General features: G+C 69.8%; 19 protein-coding genes. 14 read left to right on the forward strand and 5 right to left on the reverse strand.

The genetic code is table 11. From position 1 onward, the window contains the following. Positions 1–115: 115 nt before the first annotated feature. On the reverse strand, positions 116–1,012 hold the full coding sequence (gene egtD / locus AC07RV_RS28735; RefSeq protein ID WP_256222371.1) for an L-histidine N(alpha)-methyltransferase: 897 nt from the start codon (positions 1,010–1,012) through the stop codon (positions 116–118). Between the two features lie 140 nt (positions 1,013–1,152). Then, on the reverse strand, positions 1,153–2,406 hold the full coding sequence (gene egtB, locus AC07RV_RS28740; RefSeq protein WP_296776329.1) for an ergothioneine biosynthesis protein EgtB: 1,254 nt from the start codon (positions 2,404–2,406) through the stop codon (positions 1,153–1,155). A gap of 173 nt (positions 2,407–2,579) precedes the next feature. Here egtB and AC07RV_RS28745 point away from each other — a divergent pair, with 173 nt between their 5' ends. Further along, the gene (locus AC07RV_RS28745) at positions 2,580–3,926 is read left to right on the forward strand and encodes an NAD(P)/FAD-dependent oxidoreductase (protein WP_296776332.1); all 1,347 of its coding nucleotides are present in this window, start codon (positions 2,580–2,582) and stop codon (positions 3,924–3,926) included. A 25-nt stretch (positions 3,927–3,951) separates the two neighbouring features. Beyond that, positions 3,952–4,203: a hypothetical protein gene (locus tag AC07RV_RS28750; protein WP_296776335.1), complete on the forward strand. Its 252-nt coding sequence runs from the start codon at positions 3,952–3,954 to the stop codon at positions 4,201–4,203. A gap of 30 nt (positions 4,204–4,233) precedes the next feature. On the opposite strand, the gene AC07RV_RS28755 is transcribed toward AC07RV_RS28750, so the two are convergent. Continuing rightward, positions 4,234–6,171 (reverse strand): PhoX family protein, encoded by a 1,938-nt coding sequence (locus AC07RV_RS28755; protein ID WP_296776338.1) that lies wholly within the window; start codon positions 6,169–6,171, stop codon positions 4,234–4,236. Between the two features lie 98 nt (positions 6,172–6,269). Continuing rightward, complete coding sequence (locus AC07RV_RS28760; protein ID WP_296776339.1) at positions 6,270–6,797, reverse strand: thermonuclease family protein; 528 nt, start codon at positions 6,795–6,797, stop codon at positions 6,270–6,272. 200 nt (positions 6,798–6,997) lie between these two features. Here AC07RV_RS28760 and AC07RV_RS28765 point away from each other — a divergent pair, with 200 nt between their 5' ends. Then, positions 6,998–7,720 carry an SDR family oxidoreductase gene (locus AC07RV_RS28765; protein ID WP_296776340.1) on the forward strand — a complete coding sequence of 241 codons (723 nt, stop codon included), beginning with the start codon at positions 6,998–7,000 and terminating at the stop codon, positions 7,718–7,720. Positions 7,721–7,731: 11 nt separating this feature from the next. Next, entirely contained in the window at positions 7,732–8,433 is a 702-nt protein-coding gene (locus AC07RV_RS28770; protein WP_296776341.1) for an aspartate/glutamate racemase family protein, read from the forward strand. A gap of 9 nt (positions 8,434–8,442) precedes the next feature. On the opposite strand, the gene AC07RV_RS28775 is transcribed toward AC07RV_RS28770, so the two are convergent. Next, complete coding sequence (locus tag AC07RV_RS28775; protein WP_209545425.1) at positions 8,443–10,140, reverse strand: long-chain fatty acid--CoA ligase; 1,698 nt, start codon at positions 10,138–10,140, stop codon at positions 8,443–8,445. A 287-nt stretch (positions 10,141–10,427) separates the two neighbouring features. Here AC07RV_RS28775 and AC07RV_RS28780 point away from each other — a divergent pair, with 287 nt between their 5' ends. The 10 genes from AC07RV_RS28780 (at position 10,428) to AC07RV_RS28825 (ending at position 18,270) form a co-directional block, all read left to right on the forward strand. Continuing rightward, positions 10,428–10,868 (forward strand): OsmC family protein, encoded by a 441-nt coding sequence (locus AC07RV_RS28780; RefSeq protein ID WP_057596490.1) that lies wholly within the window; start codon positions 10,428–10,430, stop codon positions 10,866–10,868. 47 nt (positions 10,869–10,915) lie between these two features. Next, complete coding sequence (locus AC07RV_RS28785; RefSeq protein WP_296776342.1) at positions 10,916–11,884, forward strand: Bug family tripartite tricarboxylate transporter substrate binding protein; 969 nt, start codon at positions 10,916–10,918, stop codon at positions 11,882–11,884. 426 nt (positions 11,885–12,310) lie between these two features. Beyond that, a complete protein-coding gene (locus AC07RV_RS28790) occupies positions 12,311–13,084 on the forward strand; it encodes a GntR family transcriptional regulator (protein ID WP_296776343.1) in 774 nt (257 codons plus the stop codon). Then, positions 13,081–13,881: a transporter substrate-binding domain-containing protein gene (locus AC07RV_RS28795; protein ID WP_296776344.1), complete on the forward strand. Its 801-nt coding sequence runs from the start codon at positions 13,081–13,083 to the stop codon at positions 13,879–13,881. Before AC07RV_RS28790 ends, AC07RV_RS28795 begins: the two co-directional genes overlap by 4 nt. A 15-nt stretch (positions 13,882–13,896) precedes the next feature. Continuing rightward, positions 13,897–14,559 (forward strand): amino acid ABC transporter permease, encoded by a 663-nt coding sequence (locus tag AC07RV_RS28800; protein ID WP_296776345.1) that lies wholly within the window; start codon positions 13,897–13,899, stop codon positions 14,557–14,559. 7 nt (positions 14,560–14,566) lie between these two features. Continuing rightward, entirely contained in the window at positions 14,567–15,220 is a 654-nt protein-coding gene (locus AC07RV_RS28805; RefSeq protein ID WP_093340005.1) for an amino acid ABC transporter permease, read from the forward strand. Continuing rightward, the gene (locus tag AC07RV_RS28810) at positions 15,204–15,986 is read left to right on the forward strand and encodes an amino acid ABC transporter ATP-binding protein (protein ID WP_093340007.1); all 783 of its coding nucleotides are present in this window, start codon (positions 15,204–15,206) and stop codon (positions 15,984–15,986) included. The genes AC07RV_RS28805 and AC07RV_RS28810 overlap by 17 nt, the downstream gene beginning before the upstream one ends. A 191-nt stretch (positions 15,987–16,177) precedes the next feature. Further along, positions 16,178–16,672 carry a P-loop nucleotide/nucleoside kinase family protein gene (locus AC07RV_RS28815; protein ID WP_296776350.1) on the forward strand — a complete coding sequence of 165 codons (495 nt, stop codon included), beginning with the start codon at positions 16,178–16,180 and terminating at the stop codon, positions 16,670–16,672. Between the two features lie 100 nt (positions 16,673–16,772). Next, positions 16,773–17,282: a sigma-70 family RNA polymerase sigma factor gene (locus AC07RV_RS28820; protein WP_093340011.1), complete on the forward strand. Its 510-nt coding sequence runs from the start codon at positions 16,773–16,775 to the stop codon at positions 17,280–17,282. A 1-nt stretch (position 17,283) separates the two neighbouring features. Continuing rightward, positions 17,284–18,270 carry a FecR domain-containing protein gene (locus AC07RV_RS28825; protein WP_296776353.1) on the forward strand — a complete coding sequence of 329 codons (987 nt, stop codon included), beginning with the start codon at positions 17,284–17,286 and terminating at the stop codon, positions 18,268–18,270. Positions 18,271–18,308 lie beyond the last annotated feature (38 nt).

Genomic DNA, 18,308 nt, shown 5'->3' on the forward strand with positions numbered 1-18,308 from the left:
GGGGTCGCCTTTTCTTTGCCTACTTTCTTTTGGCGAAGCAAAAGAAAGTAGGTCCGCCGCCGGGCGGAATTCCCGGCTCCTGCCTCAGCAAGAACAAGACCTTCGAAAAGGACCGTCAAGCCCCCAACCAATGCACGCTAAACAACCTCTCCGAATCCACCCAAACCGCCCCCGGCCGAAACCCCGCCTTCACAGCCAAAGCACGAAACCCATCCACAGTGAACTTGTGCGAGTACTCCGTATGAATGGTCTCCCCTTCCTCGAACCCAAACGACTCGCCATTCAATGAAACGCTCTGAGCCCGCCGACTCACCAGATGCATCTCGATCCGCCGCAAAGGCGCATTGAAGAACGCCGCATGCGTGAACCCATCGAGATCGAAGTCCGCATCCAGCTCCGAATTGGCACGCCGCAACAGATTGAGATTGAACGCCGCCGTCACCCCTTGCGCATCGTTGTAGGCCGCATGCAACCGCGCCGGATCCTTCACCAGATCCACCCCGATCAGCATCCCCCCACCGCGCAACATGCGAGCCGCCAACTGCAAGAAGGCCAGCGCCTCGTCAGGCTCGAAGTTCCCCAGCGTAGACCCCGGAAAGAACCCCACCCGCCGCCCCGCCCCAGGCATGGGCGCGGGCAACACCAGCGGCATCGTGTAGTCGGCCGCAATCGGCTGCACGGCCAGCTCCGGATAGTCCGCACGCAACCGCGCCGCAGCCCCCTCGAGATACTCGCCCGAGATATCGATCGGCAAATAACGCTTCGGCGACTCCAGCGCATCGAGCAGCAAGCGGATCTTCGTCAACGACCCCGCCCCGAACTCAACGATCTCCGCATTCGGCCCGATCTGCTTCGCGATCTCCCCCGCGCACTCGCCGAGGATGCGCAGCTCGGTGCGCGTCGGGTAGTACTCGGGCAAATCGCAGATTTGATCGAACAGCTGCGAGCCGACCACGTCATAGAAGAACTTCGGCGAGATGCTGCGCGGCGTGCGCGCCAGCCCCGCCTGCATCTCGCGCGCGAACTCGGACAGCGGCGCAGAAGCAGCGGGCGCCACGACGGCAGGACGCTTCTTCGCCGAGAACGGCAGCGAAGAAGAGGAGGAAGAAGCAGTCGAAGCTGCCGCGGGAATGGGAGCGAATGGGCGCATGGTCAGAGATCCTTCGCGAGCCGCAGGCCGGTGAATTGCCAGCGCGCGGCCGGCGGGAAGAAGTTGCGATAGCTGGGGCGCGCATGGCCCTCGGGGGTGGCCACGCTGCCGCCGCGCAGCACGAGCTGGCCCACCATGAACTTGCCGTTGTATTCGGCCGCCACGCCAGGCAGCGGCTTGAAGCCCGGATACGGGTCGTAAGAGGAACGCGTCCATTGCCACACGTGGCCGGTCATCTGCGAGATGCCCGGGTTGCCGAACGCGGCCTCCCACTCGAACTCGGTCGGCAGCCGCGCGCCGGCCCACTCGGCATACGCGGCGGCCTCGTAGAAACTCAGTTGCGATACCGGCGCCTCGGGCTCGATCGGCCGCACGCCATGCAGGCCGAACACATGCCAGCCACCGGCATTGGCCGACGAGGCACCCAGGCGCGGATCGTCGGGCGCGAGCCAGTAGGCCGGATGGCGCCAGCCCTGCGACTGCACCGCGGCCCAGCCGTCGGACAGCCACAGCTCGGGCCGCTGGTAGCCGCCATCGGCGATGAACTGCGCGAAGTCGCCGCAGCTCACGAGCCGGTCGGCGATCGCATGCGGCTGCAGCAGCGCGCGATGGCGCGGGGTCTCGTTGTCGAACGAGAAGCCCGCGCCGTCATGGCCGATCTCGACCAGGCCGCCCTCGTGCGGCAGCCAGCGCATGGCGGGCGGCACCGCGGCCAGCCGCAACGCGGGGCCGCCGGCGGGCTTGTAGGCGGGCAGCAGCGGGTTGCACGACAGGGCATGCAGGATGTCGGTGAGCAGCAGCTCCTGGTGCTGCTGCTCGTGGTTCAGACCCAGCGTGACGATCGGCTCGAGCGTGGTCCAGGCGGCCTCGGCCTCGTCGCTGTCGAGGAAGGCCAGCACGGCCGCGTCGACATGGCGGCGGTAGGCCTGCACCTCGTCGAGCGAGGGCCGCGTGAGCAGGCCGCGCTGCGGGCGCGGATGGCGCGGGCCCAGGGCCTCGTAGTAGGAATTGAAGAGGTAATGGAAACGCGTGTCGAAGGGCTGGTAGCCGCTGGCATGCGGCTGCAGCAGCACGGTCTCGAAGAACCAGGTGGTGTGCGCGAGATGCCATTTGGTCGGGCTCGCGTCGGGCATCGACTGGATGCACTGGTCTTCGGCGGAAAGCGGTGCGGCAAGCGCGAGGCTGGCGGCGCGCACGGAGCGGAACTGCTCTCGCACGGTGCCGGCTGCCGGCGTGATCGGCCGGGAAAGCGTCATGGGTTCTCCAGTCGCGGGTCAACGAAGTTTGTAGCCGATGCTTCCGACGGCGGCGCGTAGGACAAGGACCCGCCCCCTGGCGCAGGCTGTCCCTCCTCGCGCCATCCGACGGCGGGTCGGCCACTTTGGCACAAGATGGCTTCGCGTGCAGGGCGCTGCGTATCATCCGTTCGATGCAAACGACCAACTCCCCAGGCCGCCCCCGCGTCGTCATCGTCGGCTGCGGTTTCGGCGGGCTCGAAGCGGCTCGCAAGCTGCAAGGCGCCGACGTCGACGTGACGGTGATCGACCGCACCAATCACCACCTGTTCCAGCCGCTGCTCTACCAGGTGGCGACCGCCGGGCTGGCGGCGCCGTCGATCGCGGCACCGGTGCGCGGGCTGTTCCGCGGCCAGGCCAACATCACGACCCTGCTCGGCGAGGTCTCGGCCATCGATCCGGCCGCGCGCACGGTGCGCATGGCCGACGGCAACCCGGTGCCTTACGACCACCTGATCGTCGCGGCCGGCGCCACCCACAGCTATTTCGGGCGCGACGAATGGTCGGCCAATGCGCCGGGCCTCAAGACCCTGGCCGATGCCTTCGAGATCCGGCGCCGCGTGCTGCTGTCCTTCGAGACCGCCGAGCTCACGACCGACGCGCAGCGCCGCCGCGCGCTGCTGACCTTCGTGGTGATCGGCGCCGGCCCCACGGGCGTGGAGATGGCGGGCACGCTGGCCGAGATCGCCAAGCACACGCTCGCGGGCGAGTTCCGCCACATCGATCCGGCGAGCGCGCAGGTGCTGCTGGTCGAGGGCGGGCCGCGCGTGTTGCAGGCGATGCCCGAGGGCCTGAGCCAGAAGGCGCTCGAGCAGCTCGAGAAGCTCGGCGTCGAGGTGCGGCTCAACGCGCGCGTGACCGCGATCGACGCCACCGGCCTCGAGGTGCAGGCCGGCGGCGGCGCCGACGGCGCGCCCGCGCAGAGCTACCGCATCGACAGCAGCTGCGTGGTGTGGGCCGCGGGCGTCGCGGCCTCGCCGCTCGGGCGCATGCTCGGCGGCGCCACCGGCGTCGAATGCGACCGCGCGGGCCGCATCAAGGTCGAGCCCGACCTGAGCCTCGCGGGCCATCCCGAGATCAGCGTGGTCGGCGACCTCGCGGCCGCCATGAGCCATGCGCCCGGCAAGGAGCCGCGGCCGGTGCCCGGCGTGTCGCCCGGCGCCAAGCAGGCCGGGCGCGCCGCGGCCGCCAACATCCTGCGCCGCATCGCGGGCCAGCCCACGCAGCCCTTCCGCTACCGCGACTACGGCAACCTCGCGACCATCGGCCGCAATTCCGCCGTGGTCGACCTCGGCACGCCCTTCGGCCCGCTGCGCTTCAGCGGCCGGCTCGCGTGGCTGTTCTGGCTGTTCGCGCACGCGTACTTCCTGATCGGCTTCCGCAACCGCATCGTGGTGATGATGGACTGGGCCGGCGCCTACTGGAGCTTCCAGCGCAATGCGCGCGTGGTGGCCGACGTGAACGGCCGCAGCGAGTCCTGAGCCGCGCCGCCGCAGGAGGTCCGCCATGTCGCTGCTGCCCTGGATCGCGCTGCACGCCCTCACCGCGCTGTTCTGGCTCTGGATCCTGCGCTGGGGCGGCGCGCACTGGCTCGAAGGCACCTTCGCCTCGGGCTTCCTCGTGAGCATCTTCGCGCCGCGCTGGAGCGAGGAAGGCCTGCGCATGTGTGCGCTGCTGATGCTGATCGTCTGCGGCATCAGCTTCGTGCTCGGGCTGGTCATGCCCGAACTGCGCTGCTGGTACGGCGGCGCCTGCTGAGCGCCGCCGCTCGCTCCCGGGGACCAGCGCTCAGGTCCCGACCACGCCGCCGTCGTTCTTCGTGATCGCCACCGTCGCCGAACGCGGGCGGCCCGCGCCGTCGGGCCATTTCGACACCGCGAGCGGACGATCGGGATCGCTGCGCTCGTTGGCCGGCTCGCCCGGGTGCTGGATGTTGATGAACAGCGTGCGCAGATCCGGCGTGGCCGTGAGGCCGGTGATCTCGCAGCCGGCCGGGCCGAGCAGGAAGCGGCGGATCTCGCCTTGCGTCGGATCGCAGGCCAGCATCTGGTTGTTCGGCAGGTTGGTGTAGTCGCCCTTGCCGAGCGTGGAGGTCGAGACGTCGGTCTGGATCCACAGCACGCCGCGCGCATCGACCATCAGGCCGTCGGGGCTGCCGAAGGCGTCGCCCTTGACGTTGCCCTGCGCTTCCCAGCGCGACTGCTTCGGATCGCCCGCGAGCACCAGGTGGTTCCATGCGAACTTGGTGCCGTCGAGGTCGCCCTGCTCCTTCCAGCGGATGATCTGGCCCATGGTGTTGTTGGAGCGCGGGTTGGCCGCGTCCATGAACGGCTGGCCGGCACCGCCGCGGTTGCTGTTGTTGGTCAGCGTGCAGTAGACCTCCTTGGTCAGCGGATCGACGGTGGTCCACTCCGGGCGGTCCATCTTGGTCGCGCCCAGCAGGTCGCTGGCCTGGCGCGACTTGATCAGCACGTCGCCCTGGCTCGCGAATCCCTTGTCGGCCACGAGCCCGTTCTGGCCCTGCACGAGCGGCAGCCATTCGCCGCTGCCGTCGACGTCGAAGCGCGCTACGTAGAGCGTGCCGTGGTCGAGCAGCTCGCGGTTGGCGGCCGCGCCGCCGGGCTTCACCGCGTCGCGGCTCACGAACTTGTAGATGTACTCGAAGCGCGAGTCCTCGCCCATGTAGACCACGGCACGGCCGTCGGCGGTCAGCGCGGTGGCCGCGCCCTCGTGCGCGGCGCGGCCCATCGCGGTGCGCTTGCGCGGCGTGGAGGCCGGGTCCTGCGGATCGATCTCCACCACCCAACCGTAGCGGTTGGGTTCGTTCGGGTTCTTCGTCACGTCGAAGCGCGGCTCGTGCTCGTGCCAGCGGTACTTGGCGCCGTTGCCCTTGCGGATGCCCCAGCGCTTCTGGTGCGCGTCGGGCGACTCGGGGCCCTCGAAGTAGTCGGCGAAGTTCTCCTCGCAGGTCAGGTAGGTGCCCCAGGGCGTCTGGCCGTTCGAGCAGTTGTTGTAGGTGCCCAGCACCTGCGTGCCGCTCGGATCGGCGGCCGTGCGCAGCATCGGATGGCCGGCGGCCGGGCCGCTCAGCGTCATCGGCGTGAGCGCGGTGACGCGGCGCGCGAAGCGCGAGGGCAGCACCTGCGACCATTTGGCGCCGTCGCGCTGCAGCTCGATCACCGACACGCCATGGGCGTTCATCGACTTGCGCACCTTCTCGGGCGTCCAGGTCTTCATGCCGTCGACGTGCAGCAGGCCGTCGTCGACGTACTCGTGGTTCAGCACCAGCAGGCCGCGGTTCGAGCCCTCGATCGGGAAGAAGGCCATGCCGTCGTGGTGCATGCCGGCCTGCAGCGCCTGGTCGTCGGCCGAGTTGGAGCCGTCGGTCCTGAAGGCGGGCATGCTGCCGGCCACGCCGGTCGGATCGCCCCAGCGGTAGAGCACCTGCGCGCTGTAGCCCTCGGGCACCACCACCTGGTCGACCGCGGCCATCGCGATGCCCTTGAAGCCGATCGCGCGGCCCAGGCCGGCGACCGCGCCACCGCCGCTGCCGGCGGTCGATGCGCAGCCCGCGAGCGAGCCGGCCGCGAGCGGGCCGAACAGCCCCGCCACCGCGGCCGCGAGGCCGCCACGCACGAGCACGCGGCGCGCCGGATCGGACACCTCGTGGATCGTGGGGTTGGCGGAAAGGTTGGAGTCCTCCATCCGGTCGAAATTCTTGGCCATGTCGTTGTTCTCTTCGGTGCGTGGGTTGCAAGAACCCCGAATGCTCTTCGCGCCGCATGAATCTCGCGTGACATGGGCCGTGCCCGGCCTCAAGGCACTCAGAACGACGAGAAGAAGTTGTCACTCCAGTGAGATTCGCGCCGCTGCCGGCGCCATTCCCACGGGGGCGTGGGCTTGGTATCCGCCCACAGCCCGGCGCGCTGCGCGCGGGCGCCGTCCTGCAGCCGGAACAGATCGCCGCCGCGCTTGCTCGCGATGCCGTGGTAGTCGTAGACCCAGGCCCAGCCCTCCGACACCATGCGCCGGCCCGCGTCCTCGCCGTTGCACGACACGTCGGCCACGGTGCGGCCGTAGCGGTCGGTGTCGCGCGCGGTGATTAGCGCCTTCTCGGCATAGCAGAGCCGGCTCAGCGCCTGGCGGCTGCGCTGGCCATAGGGCTGCGCCTTCTCGGGCGCGTCGATGGCGGCGATGCGCACCTTGACCTGTTCGTAGGCGCCGCTGCGGCCGCAGCGCGCAGTCAGCGTGTCGCCGTCGCTGACGCCGACGACGAGGCAGCTGCGGGACGCGGCGGCATGGGCCAGCAGGGGGAAGGCAAGAAGGATGGGAAGGAACGCGCGCAGTTGCATGAAGAAGACGGACGGAGCGACAACGGATGAGGACGCATCGAGGCTAAGGGATTCGCGTGCCGGGCGCGGTGGGGACACACATTTTTTCCAGCGGCGCGCGGCACCGTGCCGCGCGCTTGACAGGGCGGCGCGGCCTTCTATGATCGAGTTCAATTATCTTGATGTGAGTTCCGAAATATGGAACTCGTGAAAATCCAATCATGAGCAACACCTTCTCGCAGCAACGCGTTGCCATCGTCGGCGGCACCTCCGGCATCGGCCTCGCGGTGGCGCAGCGCATCGTCCAGCAGGGCGGCCAGGTCCACGTGGGCGGTCGCTCGCCGCAGCGGCTGGCGGCGGCCCTCGACCAACTCGGCTCCGCGGCCACCGGCACGACGGTCGACTCCTCCGACGCCGATTCGCTCGCGCGCTTCTTTTCACCGCTGCCCGCCATCGACCACCTGTTCACGCCCGGCGCGAGCTACAGCGTCGCGCCCTTCGGCAGCGAGGACGTGGCGCAGGTCGAAAGCCCGTTCCGCCAGAAATTCTGGCCCCAGTACTGGGCCGTGCACCATGCGCTCGCCAAGCTGTCGCCCAGCGGCTCGGTGGTGCTGATGTCGGGCGGCGCGGGCGCGCGGCCGCTGCCGGGCGTCGCCAGCTACGCGGCCTGCAACAGCGCGATCGAGGGCCTGGGCCGCGCGCTCGCGATCGACCTGGCGCCGCGGCGCGTCAACACCGTGTCGCCCGGCACCATCGACAGCCCGCTGTGGCGCGGTCGCCCGGCCGCCGCGCGCGAGGCCGCCTATGCGGGCTTCGCCGCGATCAGCACGCTGGGCCGGGTCGGCACCGTCGAGGAAGTGGCCGACGCGGTGGTGTTCCTCATGGGCAACGGCTTCATGAGCGGCACCACGCTGTTCGCCGACGGCGGCTACACGCTGCGCTGAGGAGTCGCGCCATGCCGATCCGCATCCGCGTCGTCACGCCCCATGTCGCCCCGGTGCCCGCGAAGCTGCGCGAGATCGAGGATCTCGCCGAGGGCGGCGCGCTGCAGCTGTCGCAGGTCAACATCGCCGACGGCCCGCGCGCGATCGAGAGCCCGGCCGACGAGCATCGCTGCCTGCCCGGCGTGCTCGCGCGCATCGAGGAGGCCGAGGCGCAGGGTGTCGACGCGATGGTGGTCGACTGTTTCGCCGATCCCGGCGTGGAAGCCGCGCGCGAGCGCGTGGCGATCCCCGTCATCGGCCCGGGCGAGGCCAGCCTGCACCTGGCGGCGACGCTGGGCCGGCGGCTCGCGATCGTCACGGTGCTCGAGAGCGTGCGCCCGATGATCGATGCGCTCGCCGAGCGCACCGCGCTGGGTCCGCGGCTGGCGCCGCTGCGCGTGGTCGACACGGCGGTGCGCGAACTCGACGCCGATCCCGAGCGGCTGCTCGCGCGCCTGACCGAGGCGGCGGCGCGGGCCGTGCGCGACGACGGCGCCGACGCGATCGTGCTGGGCTGCACCGGCTTCCTGGGCGTGAGCGATGCGCTCGCGCGGGCCCTGGCGACCCAGGGCCTCGCGGTGCCCGTGATTCATCCGCTGCGCAGCGCGGTGCTGCTGGCCGCGGCGCAGGTCCGGCTCGGGTTGCGGCACCGGGCGGCGCGCCCGGCGCGCTGACTCGGCGCCTCAGGCGTTCTCGGCTTCCTGCAACAGGCGCCACATGACCTTGCCGCTGCCGCTCTTGGGCAGCGCGTCGACGAACTGCACCTGGCGCGGGATCTTGTAGACCGCCATGTTCTCGCGGCACCAGTCGATGATCTGCTGCGCGGTCGTGTCCTTGTGGGTGGCCCGCAGCACCACCACGGCCTTGACCGATTCGCCGCGGTAGGCGTCCTTGGTCGAGATCACGCAGGCTTCCTGGATCGCCGGGTGGCGGAACATCAGCAGCTCGACCTCGGCCGGCCAGACCTTGAAGCCGCTGGCGTTGATCATGCGCTTCAGGCGGTCGGTGATGAAGAAGTAGCCCTCCTCGTCCATGCGGCCCATGTCGCCCGAGCGGAAGAAGCGCTTGCCCTCGAACTCGACGAAGGCCGCGGCCGTGGCCTCGGGCCGCTTCCAGTAGCCCTGGAACACCTCGGGGCCATGGATGATGATCTCGCCCGATTCGCCCGGCGGCAGTTCCTTCAGCGTGTCGGGGTCGACCACGCGCGCGTCGGTGCTCATGAACGGGATGCCCAGGCACTGCTGCTTGGGATGCTCGGCCGGGTTCGAGTGCGAGGGCGCGGCCGTCTCGGTGAGGCCGTAGCCTTCCTGGTACTTGAGGCCGAACTGGTCCTGCAGCCGCTGCGCCACCGCCTGCGGCATGGCCGCGCCGCCGCCGCCGATGTAGCTGAGGCTCGAGAGGTCGTAGCTCGCGAAGTGCGGGCTCGCCATCAGGTCGATCACCATGGTCGGGATGTTGGTCCAGCTCGAGACCTTCCAGCGCGAGATCAGGCGCCCGGCCACGTCGCGGTCCCAGCGCGGCATGATGACCAGCGTGGCGGCCGCGAGGATCGCGGTGTGCATCATGCTGACCACGCCGGTGATGTGGAACATCGGCACCACGGCCAGCACCACCACCTCGGAATGCGCGCAGCCCCACAGCACGCCCGACAGGGCGTTGTGCATCAGGCTCGAATGGTGGTGGATGCAGCCCTTGGGCAGGCCGGTGGTGCCGCTGGTGTAGGGCAGCAGCGCCATGTCGTTGGCGCCCACCACGTGCTCGGGCACCGGGTGGCTGGTCTCGAGTGCCTCGGTCCAGGCCATGACCTCGCCGCCGGCCAGCGCGGGCAGCGCATGGCGGGTGCCGAGCCAGTCGACCCAGGCGGGCGCGGGCGCGTCGTCGCCGGTCACGCCGGGATCGAAGGCGTCGGTGAACTGGGTCACGATCATCCTCGACAGGCGCTCGCCCTCGGGCAGCGCGTCGCTGGCCTTGGCCAGTTCGCCGGCCAGGTCGCCGGTGGTGATCGCCACCTTGGCGTCGGCGTCGGTGATGTAGTGCTTGAGCTCCTCGGCCCGGTTCATCGGGTTGACCGGCACCACCACGGCATTGGCGCGCAGGATCGCGAAATGCGCGATCACCAGTTGCGGGCAGTTCTGCATGTCGAGCAGCACGCGGTCGCCGCGCTTCACGCCCAGCGCATGCAAGGTGCCGGCCAGGCGCTCGACCTGGCTCGCCAGCTCGCGGTAGCTGGTGACGCGGCCGAAGAACACCAGGGCGTTGTTGTCGGGGTAGCGCTCGGCGGCGGTCTTGAGGTTGTGCCAGAGCGACACCGCGGGCACGGTGATCGAATGCGGCAGGCGTTTGGGCCAGAACTTGTGATGCGGGCGTTGTTCCAGGGTCATGGCAGGCGGGCGGAAGGGGAATGGGGAATCCGGGCGGGGCGCGTCCGGCCGGAATGCCGGGCGCGCGAACCGCACGCCAGCCTAAGCCGAGCGCGGCGCGGCTCCCATCGGGGAAGCCCCCGGAGCGTCACCTTGGCGACGCCCTTTTTTCTACGTCCTCCGATCGCGGCCTGCCGAAACGGCCGGGGCGACAGCGCCCGCGACTACAGACGCGGTGCCCCGTTTCGGCGATACCGGGAGCTCCGCATCCCGTTCACCCATCCACCGACCACCGAAGGAGCATCTCCATGGCAGCAGAAAAGCACGCGAGCGTTCACTGGGAAGGCGCCGGCAAGACCGGCAAGGGCCAGGTCAGCACCGAGACCGGCGCGCTCAAGGACTACCCCTATGGCTTCGCCAGCCGTTTCGAGGACGACCGGCGCGGCACCAACCCCGAGGAGATCGTCGGCGCCGCGCACGCGGCCTGCTTCACGATGGCCTTCGCTTTCGCGCTCGAGAAGGAAGGCCTGGCCGCCACGAAGATCGACACCCGCGCGGCCGTGCGCCTGGCCAAGGACGGCGAGGGCTTCAAGATCGACCGCATCGCGCTCGAGCTCGACGCCGCCGTACCCAACCTCGACGAGGCGAAGTTCCAGCAGATCGCCGCGGCCGCCAAGGCCGGCTGCCCGCTGTCGAAGGCGCTCGCGAGCGTGCCCGAGATCACGCTGAAGGCGACGCTGGCCGGCTGAGGGCCTTGCCTATGATCGTCTCCTCACCAAGAACGAGGAGACGGATCATGAGCAACAACACCCTGCGGACCGCGCTCGCGGTCCTATCGCTGGCCGTGGGCACGGCCGCCACGGCCGCCTTTCCCGACAAGCCGATCAAGGTCGTGATCGGCTTCCCGGCCGGCGGCCCGCTCGACCAGCATGCGCGCCTGCTGACCGACAAGCTGCAGGCGGCGCTGGGCCAGCCGCTGATCGTGGACTACAAGCCCGGCGCGGGCGGCTCGGTAGGCGCCGACGCGGTCGCCAAGAGCCCGGCCGACGGCTACACGCTGATGCTCGCGAACACCGGCGTGGCCGTGATCAACGGTGCGCTCTACAGCAAGCTGCCCTACGACACGCAGCGCGACTTCGTGCCGATCGCGCGCACCGCGATGCAGCCGCTGGCGCTGCTGGTCACGCCCAAGCTGCCGGTGCAGAACCTCAGGCAGTTCATCGACTACGCGAAGGCGCGGCCGGGCCAGGTCAACTACGGCTCGGCCGGCAACGGCGGCATCAGCCACCTGGTGCCCGAGATGTTCAAGACCGCGACCGGCATCTTCATGGTCCACATCCCCTACCGCGGCAGCGCGCCGGCCTTCACCGACCTGATGGGCGGGCAGGTGCAGTTCATGGCCGAATCGATCCCGCAGGCCGCCAACTACCACAAGCAGGGCAAGGTGCGCGCGCTGGCCGTGACCAGCCGCGAGCGCAATCCCGCGCTGCCCGACATCCCGACCGTGGCCGAATCGGGCGTGAAGGGTTTCGAGGTGGTGGGCTTCTACGGCTTCTTCGCGCCCAAGGACACACCCAAGGAGGTGGTGGCCAAGCTCAGCGAGGCCTTCAAGCAGGTGCTGACCAGCGCCGAGGTGCGCGAGCGCATGGTGAGCCAGGGCGCCGACCCGGCCTTCCTGGGCAGCGAGGAGTTCGCGCGTTTCCTGGCGACCGAGACGCCGCGCTGGCGCGAGGCGGTGAAGGCTTCGGGCGCGCGGATGGATTGAGCTGGCTGGGGCAACCTGCCACTTCGAAGGGCGGGGGTGGAGGCCTGAGATACGTCAGGGGCGCGTGCACAGGACAGCGGGTACTTCCCTCCGCGAATGTCCCCCGGCCTTCGGCCTCCTCCTTGATCTCGCTGCGGGAAGCACCCGCTGCCCTGTGCACGTGGGCGCTGCGGTGGTGCGGGCGGTTCAACAACGATTGCGTCCAGGCTCACGCCGATGGGGTACTCCCCGCAGCGAAATAAAGGAGGAGCCGAAGGCGGGGGACATTCGCGGAGGGGAGTACCCCATCGGCGTGAGCCCGTCCCTCTGAGCGCGAAAGCTTCAGCACGCCCAAGGCACCCGCACCACCGGCGCACTCCGCCCGGCCCATTTCGGTGCACACATCTTGCATACCAGTTGGCACGGAAGCTGCTGGTATGCAGGCGAATGTCTACCTCCGCTTCCGAAATCAGTGCGCGCATCGTCGAGGCGGTGATGGCGCAGAAGCTCGCGCCGGGTTCGCGCCTGGGCGAGCAGCAGCTCGCGATGCTGTTCGACTGCAGCCGCACCATCGTGCGCGAGGCGCTCACGCGGCTGGCGGCGCGCGGCATCGTCACCGTGAGCGCGCGGCGCGGCTGGTTCGTGATCGAGCCCTCGCAGGACGAGGCGCGCGAGGCCTTCGAGGCACGGCGCGTGATCGAGCTCGGCCTCATTCGAAGCGCGGGCACCGCAGGCAAGCTCCAGAAGAGCGCGCTGCGCCAACTGAAGACGCACCTGCAGCGCGAGAAGGCCGCGCTCAAGGAAAGCGACGTCGGCAACCGCAGCTTCCTGCTCGGCGACTTCCACGTCTGCCTGGCCGAATGCCTGGGCAACACGCTGCTGGCCGACACGCTGCGCGACTACACGGCGCGCACCACGCTGATCGCCATGCTCTACCAATCCACGCACGACGCGGTGCAGTCCTGCGAGGACCACGTGCAGATCGTCGCGGCGCTCGAGCGCGGCGACCATGCCGCCGCCGAGGCCCTGATGGCCGAGCACATCGGCACGGTGCAGTCGGCCCTGCGCGTGCAGGCGCCCGCCGATCCGCTGGCCCAGCTGCGCGATGCGCTGGCGCCGCTCCAGAACACGGCCACCACGCCCGCCCCCCGGAGCAAGCGCCGCAAGCCCGGCGCGGCCCCCGATCCCGACTCTTCGACTTACCTAGGAGCCCTGCTATGACCTTCCTCGCATCCAAACGCCGCGTCGCCCTCGCGCTCGCCTCCCTCGCCCTGCTGGCCTCGGCCGGCGGTGCCTACGCCCAGAACGCGCTCGACAACGTGCTCAAGGCCAGGACCATCAAGATCGCCGTGCCCACCGACTACCCGCCCTACGGCTCGGTCGACAAGAACATGAAGCCGCAGGGCCTCGACGTGGAGATGGCCGAGCTCATCGCCGCCAAGCTCGGCGTGAAGGTCGAGCTGGTGCCCGTGACCAGCGCCAACCGCATCCCCTACCTGCAGACCAGGAAGGCCGACCTCGTGATCTCCACGCTCGGCAAGAACGCGGAGCGCGAGAAGGTGATCGACTTCTCGTCGGCCTATGCGCCCTTCTTCCAGGCCGTGTACGCCGCCAAGAGCATGAAGCTCGCCAGCTTCGCCGACATGGCCGGCAAGACCGTGGCCGTGACGCGCGGCGCGATGGAGGACCAGGAGCTCAACAAGGTGGCGCCGCCGAACGTCGACTACCGCCGCTTCGAGGACAACAACGCGACCATCGCGGCCTTCGTGGCGGGCCAGACCCAGACCCTCGCGACCAGCGCGGCCGTCGCCGGCGACATGCTCGCCAAGAACCCGAAGGTCAGCGCCGAGTTCAAGCTGCTGCTCAAGGACAGCCCCTGCTTCGTCGGCATCGCCAAGGGCGAGACCGCGCTCAAGACCAGGGTCAACGAGATCATCGCGACGGCCAAGAAGGACGGCACGCTCGACGCCCTGTCGAAGAAGTGGCTCGGCAAGGCCGCCGGCGACCTGCCGGTCTGATCGAACGGCGCGGCCATGGGCATCGAATTCGACTTTGGCGCCGTGCTCGCCGAATGGCCGCTGCTGCTGCGCGGCGTCGCGTGGACCATCGGCCTCACGGCCGTGGGCACCGTGCTGGGCATGGGCGTCGGCACCTTCTGCGCCTGGGCGCGCGCCGACGGCCCGCGGTGGCTGCGCGCCGTGGTGGGCACCTATGTGGAACTGATCCGCAACACGCCCTTCATCGTGCAGCTGTTCTTCATCTTCTTCGGGCTGCCGGCCGCGGGCGTCAAGCTCACGCCCGAGGTGGCTTCGGTGATCGCGATGGTGCTGAACCTCGGCGCCTATTCCACCGAGATCATCCGCGCCGGCATCGAGGCCACGCCCAAGGGCCAGATCGAGGCCGCCGTGAGCCTGGCGCTGAGCCGCTCGCAGGTGTTCCTGCGCGTGGTGCTGCCGCCGGCGCTCAAGAAGGTGTGGCCCGCGATGGTGAGCCAGATCGTCATCGTGATGCTGGGCTCGGCCGTGTGCGGGCAGATCTCGACCGAGGAGCTGAGCTATGCGGCCAACCTGATCCAGAGCCGCAACTTCCGCGCCTTCGAGGCCTTCATCGTCGCCACGCTGATCTACCTCGCGCTCTCGGTGGCGCTGCGGCGGCTGCTCGACTGGGCCGGTCCCCGCTTCTTCTTCGGCCGCTGAATCCGCCATGACCGATTTCTCCCTTTGGGACATCCTGCGCAACCTGCTGCTGGCGCTGCGCTGGACCGTCGTGCTCTCGCTCATCGCCTTCGTCGGCGGCGGCATCGTGGGCGCGCTGCTGCTGTTCCTGCGCCTGCGCGGCGGCCGGGCCGTCGGCAAGGCCGTGGGCCTCTACGTGCAACTGTTCCAGGGCACGCCGCTGCTGATGCAGCTGTTCCTGGCCTACTTCGGCATCGCGCTGTTCGGCATCGACGTGTCGGCATGGACCGCGGCCAGCGTGGCGCTCACGCTCTACACCAGCGCCTTCCTCACCGAGATCTGGCGCGGCTGCGTGGCCTCGATCCCGAAGGGGCAGTGGGAAGCCTCGGGCAGCCTCGCCCTGAGCTTCGGCGAACAGCTGCGCCACGTGATCCTGCCGCAGGCCGTGAGGATCGCGATCGCACCCACCGTGGGCTTCCTGGTGCAGGTCATCAAGGGCACGGCGCTGGCGTCGGTCATCGGCTTCGTCGAACTCACCAAGGCCGGCAGCATGATCTCCAACGCCACCTTCCAGCCCTTCGTGGTGTTCAGCTGCGTGGCCCTGCTCTATTTCGTGCTGTGCTTTCCCGTGAGCCTGTACGCCAAGACCCTCGAGAGGAAAACCCATGGCCGCCGTGCTTGAACCGCAACAACAACCCGCCGTCGCGGTGGGCGCCCCCATCGTGCGCATCACCGCGCTGCGCAAGTCCTACGGCAGCAACGAGGTGCTCAAGGGCATCGACCTCGACGTCAAGCGCGGCGAGGTGATCGCCATCATCGGCAAGAGCGGCTCGGGCAAGAGCACGCTGCTGCGTTGCATCAACGGCCTCGAGGTGTTCCAGGAGGGCTCGCTCACCGTCGACGGCAAGCCGCTGCTGCACGAGAGCGCGATGGCGATGCGCGAGCTGCGCCAGCGCGTGGGCATGATCTTCCAGGGCTTCAACCTGTTCCCGCACCTCACGGTCGGTAAGAACGTGATGCTCGCGCCCACGCTGGTGAAGAAGCGCTCGTCGCTCGAGGCCGCCTCGCAGGCGCGCAAGCTGCTCACGCGCGTGGGCCTGGCCGAGAAGTTCGACGCCATGCCCGACCAGCTCTCGGGCGGCCAGCAGCAGCGCGTGGCGATCGCGCGCGCGCTGGCCATGGAGCCGGGCGTGCTGCTGTGCGACGAGATCACCTCGGCGCTCGACCCCGAGTTGGTGGGCGAGGTGCTGCGCGTGGTCGAGTCGCTGGCCGACGAGGGCATGACCCTGCTGATGGTCACGCACGAGATGAACTTCGCGCGCAAGGTGGCCGACCGCGTGATCTTCATGCACCAGGGCCGCGTGCACGAGATGGGGCCGCCCACCGAGCTGTTCGCGAACCCGCGCACGCCCGAGCTGCGGCAGTTCCTGTCGTCACTGCACGACTGAAGCGCGCGGCCGTGGGCTATGCTCGGCCCATGGCCTGCCCGCGCATCATCGCGTCGATCATTCGCACCATTTCGAAGATGGTGGGTTGACGCACGGTTCCTCGAGTTCATGCCATGCAACCCGCCCCAGAAGGCGGGTTTTTCGTTTTCCGGGGCGCTGCTTCCAAGCCCACCACCTCCGGAGAAAACGAAATGACAGCGACCCCCTCCACCCCCGTGCTGCACATGGTCTGCGGCAAGATCGGCGCGGGCAAGTCCACGCTCGCGCGGCGGCTCGCCGCGGCACCCGCCACCGTGCTCGTGAGCGAGGACGCCTGGCTCGCGGCGCTCTACCCGGGCGAGATCCGCGAACTGCCCGACTACGTGCGCTGCGCGGGCCGCCTGAAGCAGGCCATCGAGGGTCACCTGGCGGCGCTGCTCGCGGCCGGCGTGTCGGTGGTGCTCGACTTCCCGGCCAACACGGTCGCGAACCGGCGCTGGATGCGCGGCCTCTTCGAAGCGGCCGGCGCGGCGCACGTGCTGCACCTGCTCGAGCTGCCCGACGCGGTCTGCAAGCAGCGCCTGCGAGAGCGCAACGCGAGCGGCACGCATCCCTTCGAGACCAGCGAGGCGCAGTTCGACCTGATCAGCAGCCACTTCGCCGCGCCTTCCGCGGCCGAAGGCTTCACGGTGCGGCGGCACGGCTGAAAACCCATGCCCCGGGGCGAGCGCTTCATCTAGAATTAATGAGAAACGTTCTCATTAATCTCGACCCATGCCAGGCCGCTGGCGAAGAGGGAATGCCGCCATGCCTGCCGCCGAATCCGCCATGCACGAGGAAGTGCGGTCGCTCTATGGCGAGCACCACGGCTGGCTGCAGGGCTGGCTGCGGCGCAAGCTCGGCGATTCCTTCGCCGCGGCCGACCTGGCACAGGACACCTTCGTCAGCGTCATCACGACCGGCACCGCGGCCGGCATCCGCGAGCCGCGCCCCTTCCTCGCCACCATCGCGCGGCGGCTGATCGCGCACCGGCATCGCCGGCAGGTGCTCGAACAGAGCTACCTCGAGGCGCTGGCCGCGCTGCCGCAGGAGATGGCGCCCTCGCCCGAGGTGCAGCTGCTGGCCATCGAGGCGCTGCACCAGGTCGATCGCGTGCTCGACAGCCTGCCGCCGGCCGCGAAGGAAGCCTTCCTGCTGGCCCATCTCGAAGGCCTGAGCTACGCGCAGATCGCCGAGCGGCTCGGCGTATCGGCCAGCTCGGTCAAGCAGTACCTGTCGCGCGCCAACCGCCAGTGCTTCTTCGGCCTGGCCGACTGAGATGCGCAGCGCCCCCCTCGACACCGCCACCGCCCTGCCCTTCGGCGAACGCGCGGCCGACGAGGCCGCCGAGTGGCTCACGCTGCTGATGTCGGGCGAAGCCACGGAAGACGACCGCCGGCGCTGGCAGCAATGGCGCCGCGGCCATCCGGACCACGAGCGCGCGTGGCAGCACATCGAGAGCTTCAGCGCGCGCCTCAAGGGCCTGCATCCGGCGGCCGCCCATGCCGCGCTCGCCTCCGGCCGCACGCCCGCGCCGCGGCGCAAGGCGCTGCGCGCGCTGCTGTGGCTCGGCGCGGCCGGCGCCACGGGCGTGCTCGCCTCGCGCACGCAGACCTGGCAGCAGACGGTGGCCGATTTCCGCACCGGCACCGGCGAGCAGCGCGATCTGTCGCTGCCCGACGGCACGCGCATCACGCTCGGCACGGCCAGTGCCATCGACGTGCGCTTCGACAACCGGCAGCGGCTGGTGCGGCTGGTGGCGGGCGAAGTGCTGATCGTCACCGGCCACGAGCGGCCCGACAGCCCGCCCTTCGTGGTCGACACCGCCCAGGGACGGATCCGCGCGCTCGGCACGCGCTTCAGCGTGCGCCAGGACGAGGGCCGCAGCCGTGTCGCCGTGCTCGAGAGCGCGGTCGAGATCGCGCCCGCGGAGGCCGCGGCCGCGCCGGTGCGGCTGCGCGCCGGCGAGCGCGCGAGCTTCGGCCGCGGCGAGGTCGGCCCGATCGCCGCGGTGGACGCGCAGACCACGGCCTGGACGCTCGGCCAGCTCATCGCCGACGACATGCGCCTGGACGACTTCCTGGCCGAACTCGGCCGCTACCGGCCCGGCATCGTGCGCTGCGACCCGGCCGTGGCCGGGCTGCGCTTGTCGGGCGTGTTCCCGCTGGCCGACACGGAGCGCATCCTCGCGATGCTGCCGAGCGTGCTGCCGGTGCAGGTGCGGCTGCGCACCCGCTTCTGGGCGACGGTGGAGGGCGTCCAGTAAGCACCGGCCTCCAGAAAATTTTCGTCGTCGCCTGCCCG

This window comes from Variovorax sp. GW821-FHT09B01, from assembly GCF_059418345.1.

What these genes read in the sequence shown, in the direction of transcription:
- AC07RV_RS28825 (WP_296776353.1), top strand. Translation starts at nt 17,284, where the DNA reads ATGCGCAGCGCCCCCCTCGACACCGCCACCGCCCTGCCCTTCGGCGAA.
- AC07RV_RS28780 (WP_057596490.1), top strand. Translation starts at nt 10,428, where the DNA reads ATGGCAGCAGAAAAGCACGCGAGCGTTCACTGGGAAGGCGCCGGCAAG.
- AC07RV_RS28760 (WP_296776339.1), bottom strand. Translation starts at nt 6,797, where the DNA reads ATGCAACTGCGCGCGTTCCTTCCCATCCTTCTTGCCTTCCCCCTGCTG.
- AC07RV_RS28765 (WP_296776340.1), top strand. Translation starts at nt 6,998, where the DNA reads ATGAGCAACACCTTCTCGCAGCAACGCGTTGCCATCGTCGGCGGCACC.
- AC07RV_RS28805 (WP_093340005.1), top strand. Translation starts at nt 14,567, where the DNA reads ATGACCGATTTCTCCCTTTGGGACATCCTGCGCAACCTGCTGCTGGCG.
- AC07RV_RS28790 (WP_296776343.1), top strand. Translation starts at nt 12,311, where the DNA reads ATGTCTACCTCCGCTTCCGAAATCAGTGCGCGCATCGTCGAGGCGGTG.
- AC07RV_RS28815 (WP_296776350.1), top strand. Translation starts at nt 16,178, where the DNA reads ATGACAGCGACCCCCTCCACCCCCGTGCTGCACATGGTCTGCGGCAAG.
- AC07RV_RS28795 (WP_296776344.1), top strand. Translation starts at nt 13,081, where the DNA reads ATGACCTTCCTCGCATCCAAACGCCGCGTCGCCCTCGCGCTCGCCTCC.
- egtD (WP_256222371.1), bottom strand. Translation starts at nt 1,012, where the DNA reads ATGCAGGCGGGGCTGGCGCGCACGCCGCGCAGCATCTCGCCGAAGTTC.
- AC07RV_RS28820 (WP_093340011.1), top strand. Translation starts at nt 16,773, where the DNA reads ATGCCTGCCGCCGAATCCGCCATGCACGAGGAAGTGCGGTCGCTCTAT.
- AC07RV_RS28775 (WP_209545425.1), bottom strand. Translation starts at nt 10,140, where the DNA reads ATGACCCTGGAACAACGCCCGCATCACAAGTTCTGGCCCAAACGCCTG.
- AC07RV_RS28785 (WP_296776342.1), top strand. Translation starts at nt 10,916, where the DNA reads ATGAGCAACAACACCCTGCGGACCGCGCTCGCGGTCCTATCGCTGGCC.
- AC07RV_RS28745 (WP_296776332.1), top strand. Translation starts at nt 2,580, where the DNA reads ATGCAAACGACCAACTCCCCAGGCCGCCCCCGCGTCGTCATCGTCGGC.
- AC07RV_RS28755 (WP_296776338.1), bottom strand. Translation starts at nt 6,171, where the DNA reads ATGGCCAAGAATTTCGACCGGATGGAGGACTCCAACCTTTCCGCCAAC.
- AC07RV_RS28750 (WP_296776335.1), top strand. Translation starts at nt 3,952, where the DNA reads ATGTCGCTGCTGCCCTGGATCGCGCTGCACGCCCTCACCGCGCTGTTC.
- AC07RV_RS28810 (WP_093340007.1), top strand. Translation starts at nt 15,204, where the DNA reads ATGGCCGCCGTGCTTGAACCGCAACAACAACCCGCCGTCGCGGTGGGC.
- AC07RV_RS28800 (WP_296776345.1), top strand. Translation starts at nt 13,897, where the DNA reads ATGGGCATCGAATTCGACTTTGGCGCCGTGCTCGCCGAATGGCCGCTG.
- AC07RV_RS28770 (WP_296776341.1), top strand. Translation starts at nt 7,732, where the DNA reads ATGCCGATCCGCATCCGCGTCGTCACGCCCCATGTCGCCCCGGTGCCC.
- egtB (WP_296776329.1), bottom strand. Translation starts at nt 2,406, where the DNA reads ATGACGCTTTCCCGGCCGATCACGCCGGCAGCCGGCACCGTGCGAGAG.